Genomic DNA, 24,471 nt, shown 5'->3' with positions numbered 1-24,471 from the left:
GGCCAAGCCGTCAGGAGAGGAGGGGCCATGACCGGTCCCGCAGGTGTCATCGATCAGGGCGCGGGCGTCCTGGAGCAGGCTGCGCGCGAGGTGGCGGCGGCGAAGAGCGATCTCGACGCGATCGCACGGCGACTCGCGGCCCAGGTGGAGCCGATGGCGGCGACGTGGCAGGGGGCGGGTGCCGGTGCGTTCTTCGGCTTCCACCAGAGCTGGCAGCAGCGCGAGCAGCAGATCGTCACGATCCTCACCGGCTTCAGCGAGGCGATCGGCGCGACCCGGACGACCACGACCCGGATCGACGAGACCGAGTCCAGCGCCTACCGCGCGATCGCCGACCGGCTCGGCTGACGAGCGCGTACGTGAGAAGGAGACGACGACATGGCTGACCACGCGGACGGGACCATCCGCGTCGCCGGAGCCGATCTCGGCCAGATGGCCGCGGACCTCGGCACCGCCAACGCGGCCCTGCAGAGCCGCCTCGACGAGCTGAGCGCGACGCTGCGCCGGATCTTCGGGGCCGGCTGGGAGGGCCGATCGCGCGACGCGTTCGACGTCGCCCACGCGGAATGGACCGCTCAGATCGCCCAGATGCAGCAGATCATCGCCGACGCCCGGCAAGGGGTGCTGACCTCGCGGGAGAACTACGCCGCCGGTGACCGGAAGGCCGCGGGCTACTTCGGTGGCTGACCTGTTCCCCGCCGGGCTCGTGCGGATCACCGTCGCCGCGGGCGAACGGCGGGTCGATCTCGCCGTGCCCGGCGCGGTGCCGGTCGCGGAGCTCATCGGCGACCTCGCCCGCGACGTCGGGCTGCTCGACGCCACGACGGCGCACCGCGGCTACGCGCTGACGCGGCTCGACGGGCGGCGTCTCGCCCCGGAGACCGGTCTGCAGGGCCAGGGTGTGGCCGACGGGAGCATCCTCACGCTCACCACCGGTGTCGCGCCGCCCGCGCCGCGACGGTACGACGACCCGGTCGAGGCACTCGCCGACTCCGTCGCGCGCGAGCATGCGGGTCGCGCCGTGGCCCTCGCCCACGCCGGTGCGGCGGTGGCGGGCGGGACCCTGCTCGGCATCGTCCTCGGGCGCGGCCTCCCGATGCCAGGTCACGGGGTCGCGGTGTCGCTGGCATCGCTGCTGGTCGGCGTGGTGCTCGGCCGCGGACTGTTCCCGCGACTCGCGCTCGCGCTGAGCGGTGCGCCAGGTGGTGCGTCGGCGGGTGCGGGGGCCGCCGAGGCCCGCCGCGCGTACGCGATCCTGACCGCGCTGACCATCGCCGCCGGCGTCATCCTGGTGGGCGCGGCGCCCTTCGTCGCCACCCTCGGCCGGTCGGGGACCTGCCTCGCGGCCACCGCCTGCCTGGCGGTGCTGGTGGGCGCCGTCCGGCCCCACAGCGGCCGTGGCGAGCGGCTGCTCGATCTCGGCGAGGCGATCCTGCTGGCCGCGCTGGTGCCGCTCTTCGTCCTGGCCGGCGGGCTCCTCGACCGGCTCCCGGTGTGAGCCGTGATCACCACGGGACTCACCCGGGCCGAGCAGGCCGAGGCCGACGCGTACGAGCGCCGGCGACTCGTCGACGCCCTGGTCGCCGTCCCCGGCGAGACCCACCGGGCGCGCGGCGGCGCGGCGGTGGCGAGCGTCGTCCTCGGAGTCCTTCTCGTCGCGGGATACGGGATCAGGGCGCTGCTCACACCCGGGCCCCCGATGACGGCGAGCGCCTGCACCGCCGACAGGGCCGGCCTCGCGGTGGCGGCGAGGCCGGCGCGGGCGGTCGTCACCGCCTCGGGCACGGGCGCCGTGGTGAGTGCCGACGGCGTCGACGCGTGGCTGGTCGCGATGGACGGCGGTCAGCATGCCGCGCGCTACCGGGTGCCACGCGGGAGCGCGGGCGAAGCGCTCCTCACGACCGCCGGCCTGCCGCCGGTCGCCCAGGCCGTACGGGTGCCGCCGCAGTGGCTGATGCTCCTGCCCGAGCAGGGGACCCTGGCCGGCGATACCTGGGTGCGTTCGCACTGGGCGAGCGCCACCCTGCAGCCGCTCGCGGCCCTGGTCTGCGCCGAGCTGGTGCTCGACGCCCCGGCGCCGTACGTCCGGCTCGCCACGCGTCCGGCGCAGGCATCCTGGACGGCACCGCCGCCCGGGCAGGTCACCCGTGACGTGGATCCGGACCTCCCGGCGCGGGACGTGCCGATCCCGACCGCCTGGCGGACGCTGATCGGCAGGTGATCAGGGAGTGATCAGCCGCGCAGCACCTGCACGTGCGGCCGGCCGTGGTGCCACTGCAGCCGACCCGCGTACATCCTGCGGTGGGCGGCCGCCCGATGGGTGTAGTCGCGACTGTGGCGGCAGTGGCGTCCGCGGTCGCCGCAGAGCCAGCCGTGGAAGAAGACGGTCCGCCCGGCGACGTCGAGACCGCCCGGGCCGCAGATCCGGGTGCGGCGGCGGGAGAGCAGCTGATGACCGCGGCTCGGGAAGTGGCGCAGCGAGCGGGAGGCGCGCCACGAGGTCCGGTACGCGCAGCTGCCGTAGAAGCCCTGGGAGGCGAAGAGGACGTATCGGTGGTGGCGCCTGACCAGGACCGGGTTCTCGGTGACGTGGCGGGTGCGCAGGATCTGGTGGCTGTGCCGCGTGGCCCGCAGGCCGTGGTGGCGCAGCCGCACGATCCGGATCGTGGCGGGCGTCCCCTGGGTCCGGTAGAGCAGGTAGCTGTGCCTGCCGCTGCGGAAGTAGGACGGGTCGATCACGCCGCGGTGCGGGAGCGAGCGGGCGCGGCCGGGGAGCCGGTCGTCGGCCCGGGCGTGGGCGCCGTACGGGCAGACCAGCGGCCGGCGGCCGCGCGCGTCGAAGCCCCGAGCGGGGTTGCTGGAGACCGCGACCCCGATGCAGCGGGCGTCGTGTCCCAGGCCGCGGACAGGGGCTGAGTAGTACATCACCCAGCGTCGGCCCTCGTGGGCCGCGTCAGCCGCCCAGACCACATGGTTCTTCGCCCAGGGCGGGAGGTGACGCAGCAGCGGACCGGTGCGGTGCCACTGTCCCGAGACGCTGGAGGCGACCGCACCGGGGGCGCCGACGCCGGTGCTGATCGCCAGGAAGCCGGACGCGTACGGCACGACGGACGGGTCCGCGATGGTGTGCTCGGTGATCGGGCGGGGGCTGTGCCGGCGGGCGTCGGCCGGGCCGGCGCCGACGGTGGCGGCGAGTGCACCGAGGACCAGGATGAGGGTGGCGATGCTCGCCGTGAACCGCTGCTTCAACGTGTTGCTCCAGAACCGATATGTGTCGCGGTCCTATCGGCACGCCGAGCCCACTCGCGAGTAACTTTCCGGCGCGCTACTTTGGACAGCAGCGGGTGACCTGGACCACAGGCGCGCCACCCCTGCGGCGGTGGACGGAGATCCCTCGGCGACGGCAGCGCGGCGATCCCGTGCGAGCCGCAGGACGAAGGAGCACAGGATGGCTGGGTTGGATCAGGCCGGGTTCGTGCAGTTGCTCACTCCCACCGGCGAGCGCCTCGAGCATCCGGACTACGACTTCCGCGGAGGCCCTGAGGAGATCAGGTCCCTCTACCGCGACATGGCACTGGTACGGCGCTTCGATCTCGAGGCGACCGCCTTGCAGCGCCACGGCGAGCTCGGCCTCTGGGCGCCACTGGCCGGTCAGGAGGCCGCGCAGGTGGGCGCCGGTCGTTCGCTGCGCCCCCAGGACTACGTCTTCCCGACCTACCGCGAGCACGGCGTAGCGTGGTGTCGCGGCATCGACCCGCTCCAGGTGCTCTCGCTCTTCCGGGGCATCGACTACGGCTCCTGGGACCCGCTCGAGACCGGCTTCCAGCTCTACACGCTGGTGATCGGCGCGCAGGCGCTGCATGCCGTCGGCTACGCCCTCGGCGTCCAGCGAGACCACGCCATCGGCACCGGCGACCCCGACCGCGACACCGCCGTGGTCGCGCACTTCGGCGACGGCGCCACCTCGCAGGGTGACGTCAACGAGGCCTTCGTCTTCGCCGCCTCCTACCAGGCGCCGGTCGTCTTCTTCTGCCAGAACAACCAGTGGGCCATCTCCGAGCCGCTCGAGCGGCAGTCGCGGATCCCGCTCTACCGGCGCGCCGAGGGCTTCGGCTTCCCCGGCGTCCAGGTCGACGGCAACGACGTGCTGGCCGTACGGGCGGTCACCGAGGCCGCGCTCCAGCGGGCCCGCGACGGCGGGGGCCCGACGCTGATCGAGGCGTACACGTACCGGATGGGCGCGCACACCACCACCGACGACCCGACCCGCTACCGGCTGGACGACGAGCTCGAGCAATGGCGGCAGCGCGATCCCCTGGCCCGGGCGGAGGCCTACCTGCGGACCGACGACCTCGCCGACCAGGCCTTCTTCGACGACCTCGACGCCGAGGGCGACGCCCTGGGCGAGCGGCTGCGCGCCGGGGTGAGGGCGATGGCCGAGCCGACCGCGCACCAGCTCTTCGACCGGGTCAACGCCGAGATCAGCGAGGAGCTGGCCGCGCAGCGTGATGCGTTCGACGCCTACCTCGCGACGTTCGAGGGGGCCGCGTCATGATCACGCTCGCGAAGGCGCTCAACGCCGGCCTGCGCAAGGCGATGGAGAACGACCCGAAGGTCGTCTTGATGGGTGAGGACATCGGCCGCCTCGGCGGTGTCTTCCGGATCACCGACGGTCTGCAGAAGGACTTCGGCGAGGAGCGTGTCATGGACACGCCGCTCGCGGAGTCGGGCATCGTCGGCTCCGCGGTCGGCCTCGCGCTGCGCGGCTACCGCCCCGTGGTCGAGATCCAGTTCGACGGGTTCGTCTACCCGGCGTACGACCAGATCGTGAACCAGGTCGCGAAGATGCACTTCCGCACCAGCGGCAAGGTGTCGATGCCGATGGTCATCCGGATCCCGTTCGCCGGTGGCATCGGCGCCGTGGAGCACCACAGCGAGTCGCCGGAGGCGCAGTTCTGCCATACGCCGGGGCTCAAGGTGGTGGCCTGCTCGAACCCGGTCGACGCCTATTGGATGATCCAGCAGGCGATCGCCTCGCCGGACCCGGTCGTCTTCCTCGAGCCGAAGCGGCTCTACTACTCCGACAAGGCCGAGCTCGACCTCGCCGTGCCGCCGATGCCGCTGTGGGCCTCGCGCGTCGCCCGCGCCGGTGAGGACGTCACCGTGCTCGCCTACGGCCCGACGGTGAAGACGGCGCTCGCGGCCGCGGCGGCCGCGGAGAGCGAGGGCCGGTCGCTCGAGGTGATCGACCTGCGCACGCTCTCGCCGCTCGACCTCGCGCCGGTGTTCGCGTCGGTACGGAGGACGGGGCGCGCGATCGTGATGCACGAGGCCCACGTCTCCTTCGGGGTCGGCGCCGAGGTGGCTGCCCGGATCACCGAGGAGTGCTTCCACTCCCTCGAGGCTCCGGTGCTGCGCGTCGGCGGCTTCGACACCCCCTACCCGCCGGCCCGGGCCGAGGAGCACTTCCTGCCCGACCTCGACAAGCTGCTCGACGCGGTCGATCGGAGTCTCGCGTGGTGACCGACGGAGACGAGCGAGCGAGGGAGCGAGTCAGATGGTGAACGAGTTCAAGCTGCCCGACGTCGGTGAGGGCCTGACCGAGGCCGAGCTCGTCAGCTGGCACGTCAAGGTCGGGGACCAGATCAAGGTCAACGACGTCGTGTGCGACATCGAGACCGCCAAGTCCGTCGTCGAGCTGCCGTCACCCTTCGCCGGCTACGTGCAGGCGCTGCTGGTGCAGGAGGGCGAGACCGTCGACGTCGGCACCCCCATCATCCGGGTCGGTGACACCGCCGGATCGGGAGAAGATCCGGACGCGTCGGCGGAGAAGCCCGCCGAGTCCGCGGGAGCCGTCGTCGTCGAGGAGGAGCAGCCGCTCACCCTGGTCGGCTCCGGCCCGAGGACGGCCGCGGTCGCCCGCCGTCCGCGGTTCCTGGCCAAGCCGACCGCCCGCGCGGCGGCCCGCGAGCAGGGCATCGATCTGGCCGACGTGACTCCCGCCCGCACGGACGGCGTGATCACCACCGCCGACCTCGCGGGACGTCATACGGCGCCCACCGCGGACAGGCGCAGGGCGTACGACGTCCCGGCGCCGGTCTTCACCGGACGGACGACCCGCGAGCCGATCAAGGGCGTGCGCAAGATGATGGGCCAGGCGATGGCGGCGAGCGCCTTCACCGTCCCGCACGTCACGGTGTGGACGACGGTCGACGTCACCGCCACGATGCGCCGCGTCGAGGAGCTCAAGCAGGATCGGGCGTACGACGGCGTCAAGGTCAGCCCGCTGCTGGTCCTCGCCCAGGCGTGCGTCGAGGCACTGCGCCGTCATCCCCTGCTCAACGCGCTGTGGGACGAGGACGCCCAGGAGGTGGTGCTGCGGCACTACGTCAATCTCGGCATCGCGGCGGCGACCCCGCGCGGTCTCATCGTGCCCAACATCAAGGACGCCGACCTGATGGGCACCCCCGATCTCGGGCGCGCGATCGCCGACCTGATCGGGGTGGCGCGCGAGGGTCGCACCCAGCCGGCCGAGCAGCAGGGCGGCACCTTCACGATCAGCAACATCGGCCCGCTCGGGATGGAGGGCGGCACCCCGATCATCAACCCGGGTGAGTCCGCGATCCTGTGCTTCGGTGCCATCGACAAGCGGCCCTGGGTGGTCTCGGTGGACGGTGAGGACCGGCTCGCGATCCGCGACGTCTGCACGCTGAGCCTCAGCTTCGACCACCGTCACATCGACGGCGCGGCCGGATCGGCCTTCCTCGCTGACGTCGCCGCGCAGCTCGGCTGAGTCAGAAGCTGTAGCGGGCCGCTCGCGTCTCCGGGGTCCCCGGACCGGCCGCGAGCAGCGCGGTCAGCTCCTCCTGGAGCACGGCGCCGACCCGGCGGCAGAAGTCCAGCGGCTCGTCGGCCGCGTCCGGCATCTCCGCGACGATCCGGTCCACCACGCCCAGCTCGGCCAGCTCGCTGGCGAGCACGCGCTGCTTGGCCGCCATCTCGGCCGCGTGCGACCCGTCGCCGTACACGATCGCGGAGGCGCCCTCGGGCGGCAGCGGCGAGAGCCAGGCGTGCTGTGCGGCGACCACGCGGTCGGCCGGCAGGAAGGCCAGCGCTCCGCCACCGTTGCCCTCACCGAGCATCAGGCACAGCGTCGGCGCCTTCACGGTCACCAGTGCCGCCAGGCAGCGCGCGATCTCGCCGGCCAGGCCGCCGTTCTCGGCCTCGGGCGACAGCGCCGCGCCGCGCGTGTCGATCACGGTCAGCACCGGCAGCCGCAGCTCGGCCGCGAGCCGCAGCCCGCGCTGCGCCTCGCGCAGACCCTCCGGACCGAACGGCTGCACCGCCTGCTCGCGGCGGTCCTGCGCCAGCACCAGGCACGGCGCGTCGCCGAACCGCGCCAGCGCGGTCATCACGCCCGGGTCACGCTCGCCCTGCCCGGTGCCGTTCAGCGGTACGACGTCGGTGGCGGCCAGCTTCAGCAGCGCCCGTACGCCGGGGCGGTCCGGGCGGCGGGAGCGGGTGATCGCGTCCCACGTGTCGGGGGACGCGACAGGGGTCTCGGTGCGCTCGCCGGCGCTCGCCGGACGAGCAGCGGGAGCGGGCCGGGCGGTCAGGATCGTCAGTGCCCGGTCGAGCAGCGCCGCGATCTCCTCGGGCGGCACCACGCCGTCGATGATCCCGTGCGCGTAGAGGTTCTCCGCCTGCTGGATCCCCTCGGGGAACGCCCGGCCCTGCAGCACCTCGTAGACCTTCGGGCCGAGGAACCCCAGCAGCGCGCCGGGCTCGGCGACGGTGACGTGGCCGAGCGATCCCCACGAGGCCATCACGCCGCCCGTGGTGGGGTGGCGCAGGTAGACGAGGTAGGGGAGCCCGGCGGCGCGGTGCGCGGCCACGGCCTCGCCGATCCGCACCATCTGGACGAAGGCGGGCGTGCCCTCCTGCATCCGGGTGCCGCCGGACGCGGGTGCGGCGAGCAGCGGGAGGCCCTCAGCGGTCGCGCGCTGGATCGCGGAGATCAACCGCTCCGCGGTCGCGCGCCCGATCGAGCCGGCCAGGAAGCGGAACTCCGAGGCCACGACCGCGACCCGGCGTCCGTGCATCGCGCCGGCGCCGGTGATCACCGCCTCGTCGACACCCGATTTCTCCCGCGCCGCCACCAGATCCGCCTGATAGGCCTCCGAGATCTCGCCGTAGGACGGCGGTGCGTCCCACGACTCCCAGGACCCCTCGTCGAGGACGAGGTCGATCAGCTCGGTCGCGCTCGGTCGCTTGCCCATGGCCCGGAGGTTACCGCCCGGTAGTGGAAAGCGCGTTGGCAACTATCGCTAGCGTTGCGCCTCATGAGCGCCACCCTGCAGGTCAAGGATCTCTCCAGCGGGCACGGCGCCAAGGTCCTGTTCGACGCGCTCGACCTCGTCGTCGCGCCCGGTGACGTAGTGGGCCTGGTCGGTCCCAACGGCGCCGGCAAGTCCACCCTCCTTCGTACGATCGCGGGCGAGCTCGCGCCCGAGGCCGGCTCGGTCGCCACCAGCCCGCCGTCGGCGACCATCGGCTACCTCCCGCAGGAGCCCGAGCGCCGCGAGGGCGAGACCGTGGCGCAGTTCCTCGCCCGCCGTACGGGTGTCGCGGCCGCCCAGGCCCGCTACGACCACGCGACCGCCCACTACGACCAGGACCCCGACGAGTACGCCGAGGCGCTCGACCACTGGCTCGCCCTCGGCGGCGCCGACCTGGAGGAGCGCAGCGACGAGGTGCTCGCCGACCTCGGCCTGACGGTCGGCACCGACGCCCTGATGACGGGCCTGTCCGGCGGGCAGGCTGCGCGCGCGAACCTCGCCTCCCTCCTCCTGAGCCGCTACGACCTCTTCCTGCTCGACGAGCCGACCAACGACCTCGACCTCGACGGTCTCGACCGGCTCGAGCGCTTCGTCACGAGCCTGCGCGCGGGGGTGATCGTGGTCAGCCACGACCGTGAGTTCCTCGCCCGCACCGTCACTCGCGTCCTCGAGCTCGACCTGCACCAGCACCAGGTCAACCTCTACGGCGGCGGCTACGACGCCTACCTGCGCGAGCGCGAGATCGCCCGGCAACACGCCCGTGAGGAGTACGAGGAGTACGCCGGCAAGCTCGGCGCCCTCGGCGACCGGATGGTCACCCAGCGCAACTGGATGACCCAGGGCGTCCGCAACGCGATGCGCAAGCAGGGCAGCGAGCCCGACAAGTCGCTGCGCAACCGGCAGGCCGATCGCTCCGAGAAGCAGGCCGCCAAGGTCCGCCAGTCCGAGAAGGCGATCGAGCGCCTGGAGAAGAACGCCGTCGAGGAGCCCCGCAAGGAGTGGGAGCTGCGGATGGAGATCGCCGCCGCTCCCCGATCCGGCGCGGTCACCGCCGCGCTGGCCAGGGCCGTCGTCCGCCGCGGCGGCTTCGTCCTCGGCCCGGTCGACCTCGAGATCGGGTGGGCGGAGAAGGTCGCGATCACCGGCCCCAACGGCGCCGGCAAGTCCACCCTGCTGGCCGCCCTCCTCGGCCGGATCCCGCTCGACGAGGGCACCGCCTACCTCGGCCCCGGTGTCGTCGTCGGCGAGGTCGACCAGGCCCGTCGGCTGTTCGAGGGCGAGGCGATCCTGGTCGACGCCTTCCAGGCGCACGTCCCGGACCAGAATCCCGAGGAGGTCCGGACGCTGCTGGCCAAGTACGGCCTCAAGTCCGACCACGTGACCCGGCCGGCCGCCAGCCTCAGCCCCGGCGAGCGCACCCGCGCGGCGCTCGCGCTGCTCCAGGCACGCGGCGTCAACCTGCTGGTCCTCGACGAGCCGACCAACCATCTCGACCTGCCGGCGATCGAGCAGCTCGAGCAGGCCCTCGACACCTATCCCGGCACGCTGCTGCTGGTCACCCACGACCGTCGGATGCTCGCCGCGGTGCACACCACCCGACAGCTCCGCGTCGAAGGGGGCACCGTCACCGAATGCTGAGCGACGTGCTGATCAGGAACGCCCGGGTCGTGCCCGTGACGACGCCTGCGCCAGCCGTGCCGGTCGACGTCCTCATCGCGGACGGCCGCGTCGCCGAGATCGGTCCCCGCCTCGATCCGTCCGGGCGGCGCGAGACGTACGACGCGGAGGGGCGCTGGCTCATCCCGGGCCTGTGGGATCAGCACGTGCACGCCGGCCAGTGGGCGCGGACCACCACGCGCCTGGATCTGGGCGCCGCGGGCTCGCCCGAGGAGGCCCTGGCCGCGGTCGCCGAGCGGCTGCGGGAGCGGCCCGGCGACCCGGTCGTCGGTGCCGGCCACCGCGCCGGCACGTGGCCCCGACCGGTCACCGTCGCCGAGCTCGACGCCGTCGCCGGGCCGACCCCGGTCGTGCTGATCAACTCCGACTTCCACCACGCCTGGATGTCGACCGCCGCGCTGGACCTCCTCGGTCTCCCGCGGCGCGACACCGTCGTCCGCGAGACCGAGTGGTACGCCGCCAGCCCGCGACTCGACGCCCTGGAGGCGGAGGCGGCCACGCCCGCCGCCTACGCGCGGATGTTGCGCTCCGCCGCCCGGCTCGGCGTGGTCGGCCTCGTCGACCTCGAGTTCGGGGTCCACCACGATGACTGGGCGCAGCGCTGGGACGCGGGCTGCGACCTCCTGCGCGTACGGTGCGCGACCTACGACCTGGACGCCTTCCGGGGCGGCCGCACGGGTGACGAGATCAGGCCCGGGCTGACCCTCGGCTCGCTCAAGATCATCAGCGACGGCTCGCTCGGCAGCCGGACGGCCTGGTGCTGCGATCCGTACGCCGACACCGGCGCCCACGGCGCCCCCAACCTGACGGCCGCTGACCTCGAGGCGGCGCTCGCGCGCGCCCACGCCCAGGGCGTGACGGTGGCGACCCACGCGATCGGCGACCGGGCCGTCGGCATCGCCCTCGACGCCTACGCCCGCACCGGAGCCGGTGGCAGCATCGAGCACGCCCAGCTCATCCAGCGCGAGCACGCCGTCCGGATGGCCGAGCTGGGGCTGATCGCGAGCGTCCAGCCGGCCCATCTGCTCGACGACCGCGACGTCGCCGACCGGGTCTGGCCGGCCGCGGGGGAGCGCAGCTTCGCGTTCGGCTGGCTGCGCGACGCCGGAGTCACGCTGGCGCTGGGCAGTGACGCCCCGGTCGCGCCGCTCGACCCGTGGCTCGCGATCGCGGCCGCGGTGCACCGCAGCGGCGACGAGCGCGAGCCGTGGCACCCGGCCCAGGCGCTGACCGTACGGGAGGCGCTCGCCGCCAGCGTCGACGGCCAGCCGACCGTGGGCGTCGGCAGCCGTGCGGACCTGGTCCTCCTCGACCGCGACCCTCTCGCCGCCACGCCCGCCGAGCTGCGGACGATGCCGGTGGAGCGCACCCTGGTCGCCGGCCGCCCCGTCGAGTAGGCCCTCGCACCCCGCCGACTCGGCCCTCGCACCCCGCCGACTCGGCCCTCGCACCCCGCCGACCCGGCCCTTGCGCCCCGCCGACCCGGCCCTCCGGCTGGCTAGGGTGCTGTCATGGCTGACGATCGCCCCCGGTGGTGGCCCGGCCCCTTCGACGTCGAGGCGTTCGCGACGAGCGCGGTCGAGGCGGTCCGCGGCGCCGTCGCCGAGTGCGCGCCCGGGCGCGAGGTCAGCGCCACGCCCAGCCTGGTCGCGTCGTCCTTCGCCGCGGTCGACCACCTCCGCATCGACGGCCGTGCACCCCAGGCGTGGGCGCCGATGTCCGGCTTCGTCCGGGCCACCGACGGCTGGATCCGGACCCACGCGAACTTCCCGCACCACGCCGCCGCGATCACACGCGCGCTCGGCGCCACCACCCGCGACGAGCTCGACGCGAAGGTGGCCGCGCTGCCGGCAGCAGAGGCCGCCGACCGCATCGTCGTCGCCGGCGGCATCGCGACGGTCGTGCGCAGCGAGCGGGAGTGGGGTGCTCACCCGCACGCGCTCGCCACAGCCGGCGACGCCTGGGTGACCCAGGAGACCACCGGCACGCGCCCGGCCGTTCCCACCGGAGACGGCCTCCCACTGGCGGGCGTACGGGTCCTCGACCTCACCCGCGTCCTCGCCGGCCCGGCCTGCACCCAGCTGCTCGCCTGCCTCGGCGCCGAGGTCCTCCGGATCGACGCGCCGGCGCGACCGGAGCTGCTCGACCAGTACATCTCCAACGCCATGGGCAAGCGCTCGGCGGAGCTCGATCTGGCGGACTCGTGCGATCTGGTGCGTGACGGACTCGTGCCGCGGGCCGACGTCGTGATCCTCGGCTACCGCCCTCGGTCGCTGGCCCGCTTCGGTCTGACGCCCGCGCAGCTGATCGAGCACAGGCCGGGGCTCGTCGTCGGGTCGCTCTCCGCCTGGGGCGAGCACGGCCCGTGGGCCGAGCGCCCCGGCTTCGACTCGATCGTCCAGGCCGCGAGCGGCATCGCCGAGCGGTGCGCCGCCGACGGCAGGCCCGGCGCACTCCCGGTCCAGGCCCTCGACTACGCCACCGGCTACGAGCTCGCCGCCCATGTCATCGGCATGCTCGCCCGCGGCGAGGCGGGCGTGGTGCGCGCGAGCCTGCTCGGTGCCGCCCGGACGCTCCTCGGGCGACCGGCGCCGTCGGACGGCCCGGTCGGGTCGCCTCGCGCACACACCGTCGAGGTGCCTTCCCCGTACGGCCCGGTGGTCGCCGTCCCGCCGCCGATCCTCCTCGACGGCGAGACCCTGGAGCGGTCGATCAGCGGCTACGCCGCCAGCGCGCCCGCCTGGCGCTGAGCCGGCGCGGCGTCACCGAGCGGCGAGCGCCGCGCCCACGAGCTTCGCCGCGGCGGCCTGCTCGGGTGCGTAGGGGTGCCAGGCGATCGCCTGCTCGTTGTCGACCGGCCCGTTGAACCACGGCTCGGCCGCGCAGAGGTCGTGGCCGGAGGCCGCGTCGCTCAGGTCCACGAAGCTGTCGCCGGCGGACCTCGCCGCGCGCCGCATCTCGCCGACCAGGTCCGCCCAGGCCGTACGGGCGAAGGCGAGCGCCGTCGGATCCGAGTGCAGCAGCGGGCAGCTGTCCTTAGTCGGCAGGATGCGCGGGTAGCCGACGACGACGACCTTGGCCTGCGGCGCGAGCTGGTGGACGCCGCGCAGCACCCGATCGAGGCGGTGGCCGATCTCGACGACCTCGTCGCTCGCGCTGCCGCCGAAGCGCTGCGCGCAGCCGCCGTGCGTCAGGCACATCAGCATCCGCTGGAAGAAGTGGAGGTCGTTGCCGCCGATGCTCACGGACACGAACCGGGTCGAGGGCGTGAGGGCGTCGAACTGAGGTGCCTCGCTCAGCCCGTGCGCCCGGTCGGTCTGCTGTCGCGACGTCATGTCCGCGGTGGCGGCGCCGGAGCAGGTCACGTCGACCAGCTCCAGGCCCGAGACGGCGGCGGCGATCAGGTGCGGATAGTTGTGCGTCGAGCGGAAGCAGCTGGTGTCGGGGACGGCATCGGGCACGCCGGGCGCCGCCGAGTAGGAGTCGCCCAGCGCGACATAGCGCCCCAGGCCGCCCGGAGCGGGCGCGCCGGTGGGTCCTGCGACGTCGCTCGACTCCGCGCCGCACCCCGTCAGGAGGGCGAGCGCGAGCAGGACCGGACCGAGCGAGCGAAGCATGCGACCCACCGTACGTGGCCTCAGCCGAGCGCGACGGTCAAAGCCAGCAGCCACTTCGGGTCCTCGAGCTTGTCGCCGTAGACCTCACGCAGCTGACCGATGCGGTAGCGGACGGTCTGCGGGTGCACGAAGAGCTCGGAGGCGATCTCCTCGCGCCGCCCCTGGTGCAGCAGCCAGGAGCGCAGCGTCTCGGTGAGCTTCTCCGCGGTCGAGGGGCGCAGGTCGGCGAGGGGCGCGAGCACCGCGGCGCGCAGGTCGGCGCGGGCCTCGGGGTCGGCGTCGAGGACCAGTGCTACCAGCGCCTTGTCGGTGTCGAGACCGAGCCCGGCGTCGCGAGCCCGCATCGCCCGCTCGTACGAGATGCGCGCATCGCGCCACGGCTTGGCCGGGCCGCAGACCGCGTCGCGACCCTCCAGCACCCGCAGCAGCGCGCCGCGGGCGCGACCGTGCACGTCGGGGACCAGCAGGAGGGTGACCTCGTCGAGCTCGCTGAGCTCGGAGAGCACGATCGTCGCCTGGGAGGCCATCGCCAGCACCGGCCCGACCTGCGCGGCCGGCACCAGGGCGGCGGTCAGCGTCGACGGCCGCTCCCAGCTGGCCCGCTCGGCCGCGGCGTCGAGGGCGTCGGGCGGGTCGCCGCGCAGGATCATCCGGCCCAGGCGCGACATCAGCTGCTGGCGGACCCGGCCGGCGGTGGCGAGCTCGTCGCCGTGCCCGGCGACCGAGGCGTCGGAGACCTCGTCGATCCACGCGAAGACCAGCGCGGCCAGCTCGACCAGCGTCTCGGAGGGGAGCCCCGCGGCGACCGCGGCGGTGGACAGCTCGCGCCACGCCACCCGCGCGCCGATCCGGTAGGCGGCGAGCAGCGCCTCGGTGGAGCGCCCGCTGCGGGCCTCGCCGCGGCCCAGCTCGTACGCGCCCTTGACCGCCGGGGGCGTCGCCTGGCCGGCGTCGGACATCTCGCCGGAGGCGACGGCGAGGAAGCCGCCGAGCGCCACCTTCACCGCGCTCTGGATCGTCTTGCTCATCTGGTCGGACCAGGCGCCCTGATAGGCGGGGACCTCGCTGATCACCGCGGCGACCACCTGCTCGCCCACCCGGGGCAGGATGGGGCCGAGGGCCTCGACGACCTGGGGCGGCAGCAACAGCTCCGGCGGACGGGTCATTGTTTGTCTCCTGCGAACAAAACCGGCGCGTAGATTCGCGTCGTGACCACAAGAGTTTAACCCCATCCGCCAGGCACTCTGGTTCCATGAGCAGTGCATCCATCGCCGAGCAGACCCGATCGGGCGGTCTGCGGCGCGCTCTCCACCAGGCCTTCTCCGCGGCGGTCACCCCGATGGAGCCCGCCGACGTCCTCGACCTCTTCAGCCCGCTGCGCCGCGGCGCCGACCTCCGCGCCCGGATCACCGCCGTGCGTGCCGAGACCGACGACGCCGCCACCATCGAGCTCAAGCCGGGCAAGGACTGGGCCGGCCACGTGCCGGGCCAGTACATCCGGATCGGCATCGACGTCGAGGGCCGTCGCCACTGGCGCGCCTACTCGCTGACCCACGGCCCGCGTGCCGATCGCCGCATCTCGATCACCGTGAAGGCAGTGCCCGACGGTGTCGTCAGCCCCTTCCTCGTGCACCAGGCCACGCCGGGCACGATGGTCCACCTCGAGCAGGCGGCCGGCGAGTTCGTCCTCGACGAGAGCCACCGCAAGCTGCTCTTCGTCACCGCGGGCTCGGGCATCACCCCGGTGATCGGCATGTTGCGCAACCTCTACCCGGTCACCGACTCCGGCGTCCTGGGAGCGAAGGACCGCAACCTCGACATCACCGTCGTGCACCTCGCGCCGAGCGAGCCGCAGACGATCTTCCGCGAGAACCTCAGCGAGCTCGGCGCCTCCGGCGCCATCACCCTGATCCCCCGGTACGACGACCAGCACGGCCTCTTCAGCGTCGAGTCCCTCGCCGAGCTCGTGCCGGACCTCCACGACCGCGTCACCTACGCCTGCGGTCCGCACGGCCTGCTCGACGCCCTCCAGTCCCACCACGACGCGCTGGGCCTGCCGCTCTTCACCGAGCAGTTCCGCCTCGGTCAGGTCGAGGCGGGTGAGGGCGGCACGGTCGCCATCGGCGGCCAGGAGATCGAGGTCGACGGCACCACGCCGATCCTCGACGCCGCCGAGGAGGCCGGCCTGATCATGCCCAGCGGCTGCCGGATGGGCATCTGCATGGGCTGCGTCCTTCCGCTGCGCGAGGGGGCCGTACGCGATCTGCGCAACGGCGACGTCACCCGCGCCGTGCCCGGTGAGACGCCCGAGGGCGGCCTCCCGATCCAGACGTGCATCAGTGCCGCCGCCGGCGCCTGCACCATCGACCACCACCCCCGTCCGACCAGCGCCACCCCCATGAAGGAGAGCGTTCGATGACCGTCATCACCAAGAAGCCCACCTCACCCGTCGCGCACCTCAGCCCCGAGGACATCGAGGCGATCGGCCGCGAGCTCGACGCCATCCGCCAGTCCGTGATGGAGACCCGTGGCGAGGCCGACGCGCGCTACATCCGCCGGATGATCAAGACGCAGCGCTACCTCGAGCTGGGCTCGCGCGCGACGCTGCTCGCCAGCGGGTTCTTCCCGCCGGCCTTCTTCCTCGGCACCGCCGGTCTCTCGGTGGCCAAGATCCTCGACAACATGGAGATCGGCCACAACATCCTGCACGGCCAGTGGGACTGGATGCGCGACCCGAAGATCCACTCCAGCGTCTGGGAGTGGGACAGCGCCTCGACCGCGGAGTCGTGGAAGCACAGCCACAACGAGCTGCACCACACGTACACGAACATCATCGGCAAGGACAACGACCTCGGCTACGGCATCATGCGCGTGGACGAGGACCAGCGCTGGACGCCGGCGTCGCTGGGCCAGCCGCTCTACAACTTCATCAACATGATCTTCTTCGAGTACGGCATCGCCGCCTACGACCTCGAGCTGGGCCGCAACCTGCGCCTGCCGAAGGAGAAGCGTCCGCAGGAGTTCACGGAGAACGTCGGCAAGACGCTGCGGAAGGTCCGCAAGCAGGCCACGAAGGACTACGTCGTCCACCCGCTCCTCGCGCTCCCCCTCGGCGCCGCGCTGCCCACGCTGGCGGCCAACGTGATCGCCAACGTCGTGCGCAATGTCTGGTCCCACAGCGTCATCATGTGCGGCCACTTCCCGGAGGGCGTCGAGACGTACGAGAAGGCCTCGATCGACCCGAACGAGACGCGTGGCGAGTGGTACCTGCGCCAGATGCTCGGCTCGGCCAACATCTCCGGCTCCAAGGCCATGCACGTCATGACCGGCAACCTGTCCCACCAGATCGAGCACCACCTCTGGCCGGACCTGCCCTCCAACCGCTACGCCGAGGTCGCGCCGCAGGTCAAGGCGCTCTTCGAGAAGTACGGGCTGAACTACCACGAGGCCTCGATGCCGGCCCAGGTCTACTCGGCCTGGCACAAGGTCGTGCGCCTCTCGCTGCCGAACAACTGGCTCGCGACCACGACGCCGAAGAACCTGCCCAAGCAGATGAAGGTGCTGTGGAAGATGTCGCGCGGCTCGCGTGCGCAGCGCCGCAAGCTCCAGGAGCAGCTCGACCTCGAGGCCGCCTACCTGGCCTGATCATCACTCCTTCTCGGTGGGCCGGGCATCATGTGCGCATGAGGCTCACCGAGAAGGAGATGACCGCCGCCCTGACGGGCGTCGCCAAGCAGGTCGTGGCGGCGCAGGACAAGAGCGTCCGCAAGGGGAAGGTCAGCGTCGACGAGCTGTGGGAGTTGATGACCCGTTACCAGCGGTACGTCGTCCTCAACGGCCTCGGCGACCAGGTGCTGCCCGTCCTGGTGGCGCTGCCCGACGTGGAGGTGGCGATCGGCGAGCGCCCGCAGTACACCGACGAGCAGATCACCGAGGCGGTCGAGGCCCAGCTCGGCGACGAGGGCCGGCTGCGCCGCAAGATGCTGCTCACCGCCCGGGTCGCGCTGGTGCGGATCGCGCTCGAGTCGATCCCGCCGAAGGCCGACCCCGAGGCGTTCGTGGTACCGGACTTCCTCTGATCCGAGACGTGGTTACTCGCCGGTAGGGATGTGGTCGTAGGCTGCGGCCATGGCTCTCGTCACCACCACGATCTCCGACGGCATCGCCCAGGTCCGGCTCAACCGGCCCGACAAGCTCAACGCGCTCACCCTCGACCTGCTCACCGAGCTGGTCGAGACCGCGCGGACGCTGGGCAAGGACAAGAGCCTGCGTGCGGTCGTCATCGCCGGCGAGGGTGGCTCCTTCACCGCCGGCCTGGACTTCGCCTCCGTGCTCAAGGAGCCGAAGAAGATGTGGACGGCCTTCGCGCCCCGTCCGTGGCGAGGCACCAACACCTTCCAGGAGGCCGCATGGGCGTGGCGTCGGGTGCCGGTGCCGGTGATCGCGGCCATCGAGGGGCACTGCCTCGGCGGCGGCGTGCAGATCGCCCTCGGCGCGGACTTCCGCTTCGCCACCCCCGACTCGACCTGGTCGGTCCTCGAGGGCAAGTGGGGCATCATCCCGGACATGAGCGGCATGCGCTCGATGGCCGAGGTCGTCGGGCTCGAGACCGCCAAGCGGCTCACCATGACCGCCCAGATGCTCACCGGCGAGGAGGCGCACCGCCTCGGCCTGGTCGGCGAGCTCTCTGCTGACCCGATCGCCTCGGCGACCGCGTTCGCCCGCCAGCTGGCCGAGCGCTCCCCGGACGCGCTCGCCGCGACCAAGCGGATCTTCCTCGACACGTGGGGCGCCTCGCCGCGCAAGGTCTTCCGGCGCGAGCGCTTCGAGCAGCTCAAGCTGCTCGTCGGCACCAACACCAAGATCGCCCAGAAGGCCGCCTTCAAGAAGGAGAAGCCGGTCTACGAGCCGCGGCGCTGATCTGGCCCCTCAGGGGTAGCTGATCCCGGTCGTCTGCTCGGAGATCTCCCACAGGCGTCGCTGCGCGATCTGGTCGTGGGACAGCTTGGTCGAGCCCACCACCCGCGGCGGCCCCTGCATCTCGCCGATGCCTGACGGCCCGACGTACGTGCCTCCGGGCAGGTCGGCGGTGGCTGCCATCAGCGAGGGCCACGCACCCTGGGCAGGACGCTGCGAGACCAGCGGGTACGCGGCGTCGGCGATCCGCGACAGCGGCCCGAACGAGGTCCCGTTGCTGATCAGCCGGCTGTTGACCGCGCCCGGGTGCGCCGCCAGCGCCCGTACGGGCAGCGCGGCGCCGCGCAGCCTCCGGTCGAGCTCGTAGGTGAAGAGCAGGTTGGCCAGCTTGGTCTGGAAGTAGGTGGGCCAGCGCAGGTAGCGGCCCTCGACCCGCGGGTCCGCGAGCGGCGCCTTCGGGGCCAGCTTGTGCCCGACGCTCGCCACTGTGACCACCCGGGCGCCGTACGGGCTCGTGCCCGCCTCGAGCAGCGAGGGCAGCAGCAGGCCGGTCAACAGGAACGGGCCGAAGTGGTTCGTCGCCAGCTGCTGCTCGAGCCCGTCGACGGTGCGTCCGTGCGACGTGGCCATGATCCCGGCGTTGTTGATCAGCCGGTGCAGCGGGCCGAGCGCGGCGATCTCTGAAGCCGCGCGGCGCACCGACGCGAGCTCGCTGAGGTCCAGGACGACCTGGACGAGGTCGGCGCGGGGGACGACCCGCCGGATCTCCGCCTCGGCCTCGTCGAGCTTGGCCACGGAGCGCCCGGCGAGCACCACCCGGGCGCCGTGCCGAGCCAGCTCGAGCGCGGTGTCGTACCCGATGCCGCCGACGGAGGGGCCGGTGACCACCACCGTCATGCCGTCGAGGTCGCCCATGTCAGCCGTCGTCCAGGTCATGGCGCTCAACTTAGGCGAACGAAGCGAGCCACCGCGAGCTTGCTCGTGGGTGGCGAGCAAGGAGCCGGCTCGCGAGCAGCGCAGGAGGCGACCGAGCGAGCCACCGCGAGGGTCAGTGCTTGGAGCCCTTGAGGAAGTGGCTGACGTACGGCGCGCCGGCGCTGTTGAAGCCGAGCCGGACCGCGTAGAGCGCCCGGACGGGGTGCTGGCGCTGCCAGGTGCTGCTGTAGGACCAGAAGCTCTTGCCGCACGGGTGCCAGCTGCGCTTGCAGGTCCAGGCCTCGAAGTACATCACCGCGCCGCTGGGCCGGGTGAGCACGTCAGCGCCGCCGGGGCCGCAGAGCTTGTGCGTCCGGTAGCGGCTCAGCAGCGGGTGCTGGCTCGCGCCTCGCCAGTTGAGCAGCGAGGTGGAGGAGCGCCACACGGTCGAGTAGCTGCACCGCGCGTAGTCGCCGTAGGAGTTGAACAGGTAGTAGCGCGCGCCCTGGTGGATCATCACCGGGTTCTCCAGCACGCCGGAGTTGTTGACCAGCTCCTGGCTGTACGCGCCCGCCGCCGGGTGGAGGCCGTCCGCGGTGAGGGCCAGGATCCGGATGGAGGAGGGCCGGCCGTCGGTCTTGTAGAGCAGGTACGGCTTGCCGTCGGTGTCGAGGAAGAACGACGGGTCGATCGCGCCGATCACGGGAGCGGCGGTCGCGGGCTTGGGTGCCTTCGGCGGCAGCACGCAGGCGGGGATGGTGGGCGCGACCGGGCTCCAGGTCGGCAGCACCTGGGCCGGAGTGGTCGAGGTGCTCGGCATGGTGACCATCGTCGCGGTGGCGGTCGCCGTCGCGGTGGCGTGCGGTGTGGCCGATGACGTGGCGGTGGCGGTGGCCGTCCCGGTCGCGGTCGCCGGGGCGGTGGCGGTGGCGGCCGCAGCGTTGGCGGCGGCAGCGGCCTGCGACTCGGCTCCGGCCCGCGCCGAGGCGGAGGCCCGCGCGTCGGCCTCCGCCTGGGAGTTGGCGAGGTTGGCGACCGCCACGGCGCTGGCGCTGGCGCTGGTGCACTGGGCACTGGCGAGCTTCCGCTTCTGCTGGGCGGCGGCCGAGGCGGACGGGTAGGCGGCGATCACCGACTGGTCGATGATGCGGTCCTGCGCGGGCGCGACGGTGAACCACGACGGGCAGACGAGCGGCGGCCCCGCCACCGGGACGAAGGTGCCGGTCGCCGAGGCCGAGGTCGCGGCGCCGATGCAGCGGCTACTGCCCGTTCGTCCGCGGATCGGGGCCGAGAAGTAGAGGACGTACTGCGAGCCGACCTTCTCCATGTCGGCGGCCCAGATGTCGCCGCCGGCGGGCCGCGCCCAGGAGGGCAGCCTGCCCAGCGCTGAGGAGTGCCACTTCCAGACCTTGCCGTTCTTCGACAGCGCGCGGTTGACCTTCGCGCCGGTCGCGATCACGACGTAGTCGGTCGCCGTCCGCACGATGCTGGGGTCGCCGACGGTGTGCTTCCAGTCCAGGGGTACGGGCTTCAGCGCGACGGCCGCGGGCGCGACCAGGGCGAGCAGCGCGACGACGCCGACGGCCAGGCGGCGGGAGAAGCGGGCAGGCGGACGGGAGGGAGCGAGACGCATGAGTGACCCCGGGACGTGACGAAAGTGACGAATGAGGCTAACCCGGCGCGGCTGCTTTTTCGCTTTGAAACGACTGTGGGGTCCGGCTTTTGGCCGGACCCCACAGCTTCTTGACCCAGAAGGAGGTCAGATCAGGTCGATCATGCGAGCAGCAGCGCGCTCAGAAGGCGGACTCGTCCAGCTCCATGATCGAGTTGTCGATCGCCTCGGCGATCGCGCGCTCGGCGGTGATCTTGGGCAGGTTGTAGGCGGCGAAGAACTTCGCGGCGGCGACCTTGCCGGTGTAGAAGTCCTTGTCCTTGCCCGGCTCACCTGCGAGCGCCGTCAGCGCGACCTCGGCCTGACGCAGCAGCAGCCAGGCGCAGACCACGTCGCCGACCGCCATCAGGAGGCGGGAGGTGTTCTGCGCGACCTTGTAGATGTTCGAGATCTCCTCCTGCGCGGACATGAGGTCGTTGAACATGTGGCCGGCGATCGCGTTGACGTCCTCGAGCGCGGTGCCGAGCAGGGCGCGGCTCTCCTTGAGCTCGGCGTTGCCGTCGGCCTCGAGGAACGCCTTGATCTCGCCGGCGATGTGGCCGAGCGCCTGGCCCTGGTTCTTCACGATCTTGCGGAAGAAGAAGTCCTGGCCCTGGATCGCGGTGGTGCCCTCGTAGATCGAGTCGATCTTGGCGTCGCGGACGTACTGCTCCAGCGGGTACTCCTGGAGGAAGCCGGAGCCACCGAAGGTCTGCAGCGACTCGGTGCCGAGCAGGGTCCATGAGCGCTCCGAGCCGTAGCCCTTCACGATCGGCAGCAGCAGGTCGTTGACGGCCTCGGCGAGCGCGCTCTCCTCGCCGGCTGCCTTCGCCGCCATGATGTCGTCCTGCCAGCAGGAGGTGTAGACGACCAGGGCGCGCATGGCCTCGGCGAACGACTTCTGCACCAGCAGGGAGCGTCGCACGTCGGGGTGGTGGGTGATCGTGACGCGCGGGGCGTCCTTGGCCGAGTTGGTGAGGTCGGCGCCCTGCGCGCGGGTCTTGGCGTACTCGAGGGCGTTGAGGTAGCCGGTCGACAGGGTCGCGATGGCCTTCGTGCCGACCATCATGCGAGCGTTCTCGATGACGTCGAACATCTGGCGGATGCCGTCGTGGACCTCGCCGAGCAGCCAGCCGCGGGCGGGCTCGCCGCCACCGACCTGCGGGTCGCCGAAGGTGACCTCGCAGGTGTTGGAGGACTTGATGCCCATCTTGTGCTCGACGTTGGTGACGTAGGCGCCGTTGCGCTCGCCGGTCAGCTCGCCGGTCTCGACGTCGAAGTGGTACTTCGGGACCAGGAACAGCGAGAGGCCCTTGGTGCCCGGGCCGCCGACGCCCTCGACGCCGCGCGGGCGGGCGAGGACGAGGTGCATGATGTTCTCCTGCAGGTCGGACTCTGCGGAGGTGATGAAGCGCTTCACGCCGGTGACGTTCCAGGTGCCGTCGCCGTTGTCGGTGGCGTAGGTCTTGCCGGCGCCCACGTCGGAGCCGGCGTCCGGCTCGGTCAGCACCATGGTGGCGCCCCAGAGGCGCTCGACCATGTGCTTCGCGATCTTCAGGTCGCGCTCGACGCCGTTGGCGTTCTTGTGGACGACGGAGGCGAAGAACGGGCCGGCGGCGTACATCCAGACCGGTGCGTTGGCACCCAGGATGAACTCGGCGGTGGACCAGATCAGGCTCGGCGGGGCGTCCTGGCCGCCGACGGCGGCAGGGGTCTGGATGGCCCACATGCCCGACTCCATCCAGGCGTCGTACGACTTCTTGAACGAGGCGGGGACCGGGGCGGTGTTGGTCTGGGGGTCGAAGACCGGCGGGTTGCGGTCGCTGTCCTCGTAGGACGCGGCGAGCTCGTTGACCGAGATGCGCTCGATCTCGGCAAGGAGCTCCTTGGCCGTGTCGACGTCGATCTCGGCGAACGGGCCCTGGCCGTAGACCTTCTCGCGACCGAACACCTCGAAGAGGTTGAACTCGACGTCGCGCAGGTTGCTCTTGTAGTGGCTCACTGCTTGCACCTTCTGGCTCGGGGATCGCCCGGCTACTGGCCGGTAACTAAAGTCTAAGTTGGGTGCTTGCTCCAGGCAACACCGGGTGGACGTGAAGGAGGTCTCGCCGGAAAATAGAACACGTTCTAGACTGCCCGGCATGATCACCTGGAACGCGCCCAACGACCCGCATCCGGCCCGGCTGGCGTCGCAGCGGTCGTACTCCGCGGTCGCCAAGGGCGACCTCGCCGAGTGGCTGACGGTCTACGCCGAGGACGCCGTGCTGGAGGACCCGGTCGGTCCGTCGATGTTCGACCCCGAGGGCCTCGGTCACCACGGGCACGCGGGGATCACGGCGTTCTGGGAGAAGGCGATCGCGCCGATCGCGGCGTTCGCCTTCGAGATCGACGACTCGTTCGCGAACCCCGGCTCCAACACCTGCGCGAACATCGGCCGGATCACGACGACGTTCCCCGACGGCTCGTACACGACGACCGAGCTGGTCATGGTCTACGTCGTCGACGAGGAGGGCCGGGTGGCGTCGATGCGGGCCTACTGGGAGCCGGAGCGCTCGATGGCGAGCTTCACGCCGGCGCCCTGACCGTCGGTCTCAGGCGCCGGCGTTCCGGACGATCCAGTCGACGACCGGGCGGACCGCGCGCCAGTCGTCGCGGACCAGGTCGAGGAGCTCGGCGGTGTGGATGACCGGCTCGAAGCCGATCAGGTGGCCGACGAAGAGGCTCCGGTGGCGCAGCAGACCGATGCGAGCGTGGTCCTTGTCGAAGCCGCGCGGGGCGGTCTTGAGCAGATCACCGCCGGTCTCATACCCGTCCTTCTCGGTCTGCGCGAGCAGGCGCTCGAGCTCGACGCCGTACGTGTCGTGGGCGATCGCCGCGCGGAAGGACGCCAGCCGGGCCGAGTCGAAGTCGTAGCAGCCGCCGCCGGTCCGCACGCCGCGCGGGGAGACCTCGATGTAGAACCCGGTCGCCGGCGCGAGGCCGACGAAGGCGCCCTGGTGGGTCTTGTACGGCGTCTTGTCCTTCGCGAAGCGGACGTCGCGGTACGGGCGGAAGATCTTCGCCTTCCCGAACTCGGGCTCCAGCGCCTCGGTCAGCGCCCTCATCGGCGCCAGCACGGAGTCCTTGTAGACCTGCTGGTTGGCCTCCCAGAAGCTCTTCGTGTTGTCGACCTCGAGGTCGTCGTAGAAGTCGAGCGCGGCGGACGGGAAGCCTTCGAAGGTCACGCGCCCGAGCCTACGACCGCTGCGACCGCTGCTGGTGTCCCGGGTTTCGGGGACGAACGTCCCCGGTGTCTGTCCCGGGTAGGGGGTCGGATCGGGTCGTGTACCTGTCCGTTCGCTGTCAACGTCCACTT

At 72.2% G+C, this 24,471-nt stretch carries 23 protein-coding genes; 15 read left to right on the top strand and 8 right to left on the bottom strand.

The window, feature by feature from the left end; translation table 11 throughout:
* Positions 1–27 precede the first annotated feature (27 nt).
* Genes KSO98_RS02650 through KSO98_RS02635 form a run of 4 tightly spaced genes read left to right on the top strand, consistent with a single transcriptional unit; the run spans position 28 to position 2,221 of the window.
* Positions 28–348, top strand: a complete 321-nt coding sequence (locus KSO98_RS02650) for a WXG100 family type VII secretion target (protein WP_225283298.1) — start codon at positions 28–30, stop codon at positions 346–348.
* Between the two features lie 30 nt (positions 349–378).
* Positions 379–687, top strand: a complete 309-nt coding sequence (locus KSO98_RS02645; protein WP_225283297.1) for a WXG100 family type VII secretion target — start codon at positions 379–381, stop codon at positions 685–687.
* Positions 680–1,498: an EsaB/YukD family protein gene (locus tag KSO98_RS02640; RefSeq protein ID WP_225283296.1), complete on the top strand. Its 819-nt coding sequence runs from the start codon at positions 680–682 to the stop codon at positions 1,496–1,498. Before KSO98_RS02645 ends, KSO98_RS02640 begins: the two co-directional genes overlap by 8 nt.
* A 3-nt stretch (positions 1,499–1,501) precedes the next feature.
* Entirely contained in the window at positions 1,502–2,221 is a 720-nt protein-coding gene (locus tag KSO98_RS02635) for a hypothetical protein (RefSeq protein ID WP_225283295.1), read from the top strand.
* A gap of 11 nt (positions 2,222–2,232) precedes the next feature.
* Here the strand turns inward: KSO98_RS02635 and KSO98_RS02630 are convergent, their stop codons facing one another.
* Positions 2,233–3,249, bottom strand: a complete 1,017-nt coding sequence (locus KSO98_RS02630) for a family 43 glycosylhydrolase (protein WP_225283293.1) — start codon at positions 3,247–3,249, stop codon at positions 2,233–2,235.
* Between the two features lie 199 nt (positions 3,250–3,448).
* Here KSO98_RS02630 and pdhA point away from each other — a divergent pair, with 199 nt between their 5' ends.
* The 3 genes from pdhA to KSO98_RS02615 are packed head-to-tail and all read left to right on the top strand — an operon-like array spanning position 3,449 to position 6,793.
* Entirely contained in the window at positions 3,449–4,555 is a 1,107-nt protein-coding gene (pdhA, locus tag KSO98_RS02625) for a pyruvate dehydrogenase (acetyl-transferring) E1 component subunit alpha (RefSeq protein ID WP_225283291.1), read from the top strand.
* Complete coding sequence (locus KSO98_RS02620; RefSeq protein ID WP_225283289.1) at positions 4,552–5,523, top strand: alpha-ketoacid dehydrogenase subunit beta; 972 nt, start codon at positions 4,552–4,554, stop codon at positions 5,521–5,523. Before pdhA ends, KSO98_RS02620 begins: the two co-directional genes overlap by 4 nt.
* Before the next feature lie 34 nt (positions 5,524–5,557).
* The gene (locus tag KSO98_RS02615) at positions 5,558–6,793 is read left to right on the top strand and encodes a dihydrolipoamide acetyltransferase family protein (RefSeq protein WP_225283287.1); all 1,236 of its coding nucleotides are present in this window, start codon (positions 5,558–5,560) and stop codon (positions 6,791–6,793) included.
* Position 6,794: 1 nt separating this feature from the next.
* Here KSO98_RS02615 and KSO98_RS02610 read toward each other — a convergent pair whose 3' ends face one another.
* Positions 6,795–8,279 (bottom strand): carboxyl transferase domain-containing protein, encoded by a 1,485-nt coding sequence (locus KSO98_RS02610; protein WP_225283286.1) that lies wholly within the window; start codon positions 8,277–8,279, stop codon positions 6,795–6,797.
* Between the two features lie 63 nt (positions 8,280–8,342).
* Here KSO98_RS02610 and KSO98_RS02605 point away from each other — a divergent pair, with 63 nt between their 5' ends.
* The 3 genes from KSO98_RS02605 to KSO98_RS02595 all read left to right on the top strand — a co-directional run bounded on the left by KSO98_RS02605 (position 8,343) and on the right by KSO98_RS02595 (position 12,766).
* The gene (locus KSO98_RS02605) at positions 8,343–9,977 is read left to right on the top strand and encodes an ABC-F family ATP-binding cassette domain-containing protein (protein WP_225283285.1); all 1,635 of its coding nucleotides are present in this window, start codon (positions 8,343–8,345) and stop codon (positions 9,975–9,977) included.
* Positions 9,971–11,413 carry an amidohydrolase gene (locus tag KSO98_RS02600; RefSeq protein WP_225283283.1) on the top strand — a complete coding sequence of 481 codons (1,443 nt, stop codon included), beginning with the start codon at positions 9,971–9,973 and terminating at the stop codon, positions 11,411–11,413. Before KSO98_RS02605 ends, KSO98_RS02600 begins: the two co-directional genes overlap by 7 nt.
* A 114-nt stretch (positions 11,414–11,527) precedes the next feature.
* Positions 11,528–12,766 (top strand): CoA transferase, encoded by a 1,239-nt coding sequence (locus tag KSO98_RS02595; protein WP_225283281.1) that lies wholly within the window; start codon positions 11,528–11,530, stop codon positions 12,764–12,766.
* 12 nt (positions 12,767–12,778) lie between these two features.
* Here the strand turns inward: KSO98_RS02595 and KSO98_RS02590 are convergent, their stop codons facing one another.
* Both KSO98_RS02590 and KSO98_RS02585 read right to left on the bottom strand, forming a co-directional pair.
* Positions 12,779–13,633, bottom strand: coding sequence for an SGNH/GDSL hydrolase family protein (locus KSO98_RS02590; protein ID WP_225283280.1), 855 nt, complete (start codon positions 13,631–13,633; stop codon positions 12,779–12,781).
* A 20-nt stretch (positions 13,634–13,653) separates the two neighbouring features.
* On the bottom strand, positions 13,654–14,799 hold the full coding sequence (locus KSO98_RS02585; RefSeq protein ID WP_225283279.1) for a PucR family transcriptional regulator: 1,146 nt from the start codon (positions 14,797–14,799) through the stop codon (positions 13,654–13,656).
* Positions 14,800–14,885: 86 nt separating this feature from the next.
* On the opposite strand from KSO98_RS02585, the gene KSO98_RS02580 reads away from it, so the two are divergent.
* The 4 genes from KSO98_RS02580 to KSO98_RS02565 are packed head-to-tail and all read left to right on the top strand — an operon-like array spanning position 14,886 to position 18,553.
* On the top strand, positions 14,886–16,052 hold the full coding sequence (locus KSO98_RS02580; protein WP_225283278.1) for a ferredoxin reductase: 1,167 nt from the start codon (positions 14,886–14,888) through the stop codon (positions 16,050–16,052).
* Positions 16,049–17,278 (top strand): fatty acid desaturase family protein, encoded by a 1,230-nt coding sequence (locus KSO98_RS02575; RefSeq protein ID WP_225283277.1) that lies wholly within the window; start codon positions 16,049–16,051, stop codon positions 17,276–17,278. The genes KSO98_RS02580 and KSO98_RS02575 overlap by 4 nt, the downstream gene beginning before the upstream one ends.
* Before the next feature lie 38 nt (positions 17,279–17,316).
* The gene (locus tag KSO98_RS02570) at positions 17,317–17,712 is read left to right on the top strand and encodes a hypothetical protein (protein ID WP_225283276.1); all 396 of its coding nucleotides are present in this window, start codon (positions 17,317–17,319) and stop codon (positions 17,710–17,712) included.
* Positions 17,713–17,761: 49 nt separating this feature from the next.
* Positions 17,762–18,553, top strand: coding sequence for a crotonase/enoyl-CoA hydratase family protein (locus tag KSO98_RS02565; RefSeq protein ID WP_225283275.1), 792 nt, complete (start codon positions 17,762–17,764; stop codon positions 18,551–18,553).
* A gap of 9 nt (positions 18,554–18,562) precedes the next feature.
* Here KSO98_RS02565 and KSO98_RS02560 read toward each other — a convergent pair whose 3' ends face one another.
* The 3 genes from KSO98_RS02560 to KSO98_RS02550 form a co-directional block, all read right to left on the bottom strand.
* Positions 18,563–19,486, bottom strand: coding sequence for an oxidoreductase (locus KSO98_RS02560; RefSeq protein ID WP_225283274.1), 924 nt, complete (start codon positions 19,484–19,486; stop codon positions 18,563–18,565).
* Between the two features lie 112 nt (positions 19,487–19,598).
* The gene (locus KSO98_RS02555; protein WP_225283273.1) at positions 19,599–21,098 is read right to left on the bottom strand and encodes a family 43 glycosylhydrolase; all 1,500 of its coding nucleotides are present in this window, start codon (positions 21,096–21,098) and stop codon (positions 19,599–19,601) included.
* 160 nt (positions 21,099–21,258) lie between these two features.
* On the bottom strand, positions 21,259–23,118 hold the full coding sequence (locus KSO98_RS02550; RefSeq protein ID WP_225283271.1) for an acyl-CoA dehydrogenase: 1,860 nt from the start codon (positions 23,116–23,118) through the stop codon (positions 21,259–21,261).
* Positions 23,119–23,257: 139 nt separating this feature from the next.
* Here KSO98_RS02550 and KSO98_RS02545 point away from each other — a divergent pair, with 139 nt between their 5' ends.
* The gene (locus KSO98_RS02545; protein ID WP_225283269.1) at positions 23,258–23,698 is read left to right on the top strand and encodes a nuclear transport factor 2 family protein; all 441 of its coding nucleotides are present in this window, start codon (positions 23,258–23,260) and stop codon (positions 23,696–23,698) included.
* 9 nt (positions 23,699–23,707) lie between these two features.
* Here KSO98_RS02545 and KSO98_RS02540 read toward each other — a convergent pair whose 3' ends face one another.
* Positions 23,708–24,340 (bottom strand): DUF2461 domain-containing protein, encoded by a 633-nt coding sequence (locus KSO98_RS02540; RefSeq protein ID WP_225283268.1) that lies wholly within the window; start codon positions 24,338–24,340, stop codon positions 23,708–23,710.
* Positions 24,341–24,471: the final 131 nt, after the last annotated feature.

Origin of the sequence: Nocardioides nematodiphilus (genome assembly GCF_020216525.1) — a bacterium.
GTDB classification, from domain to species: domain Bacteria; phylum Actinomycetota; class Actinomycetes; order Propionibacteriales; family Nocardioidaceae; genus Nocardioides; species Nocardioides nematodiphilus.
The sequence above is the reverse complement of the archived record's forward strand: the minus strand, read 5'-3'. Positions and strand labels throughout refer to the sequence as shown.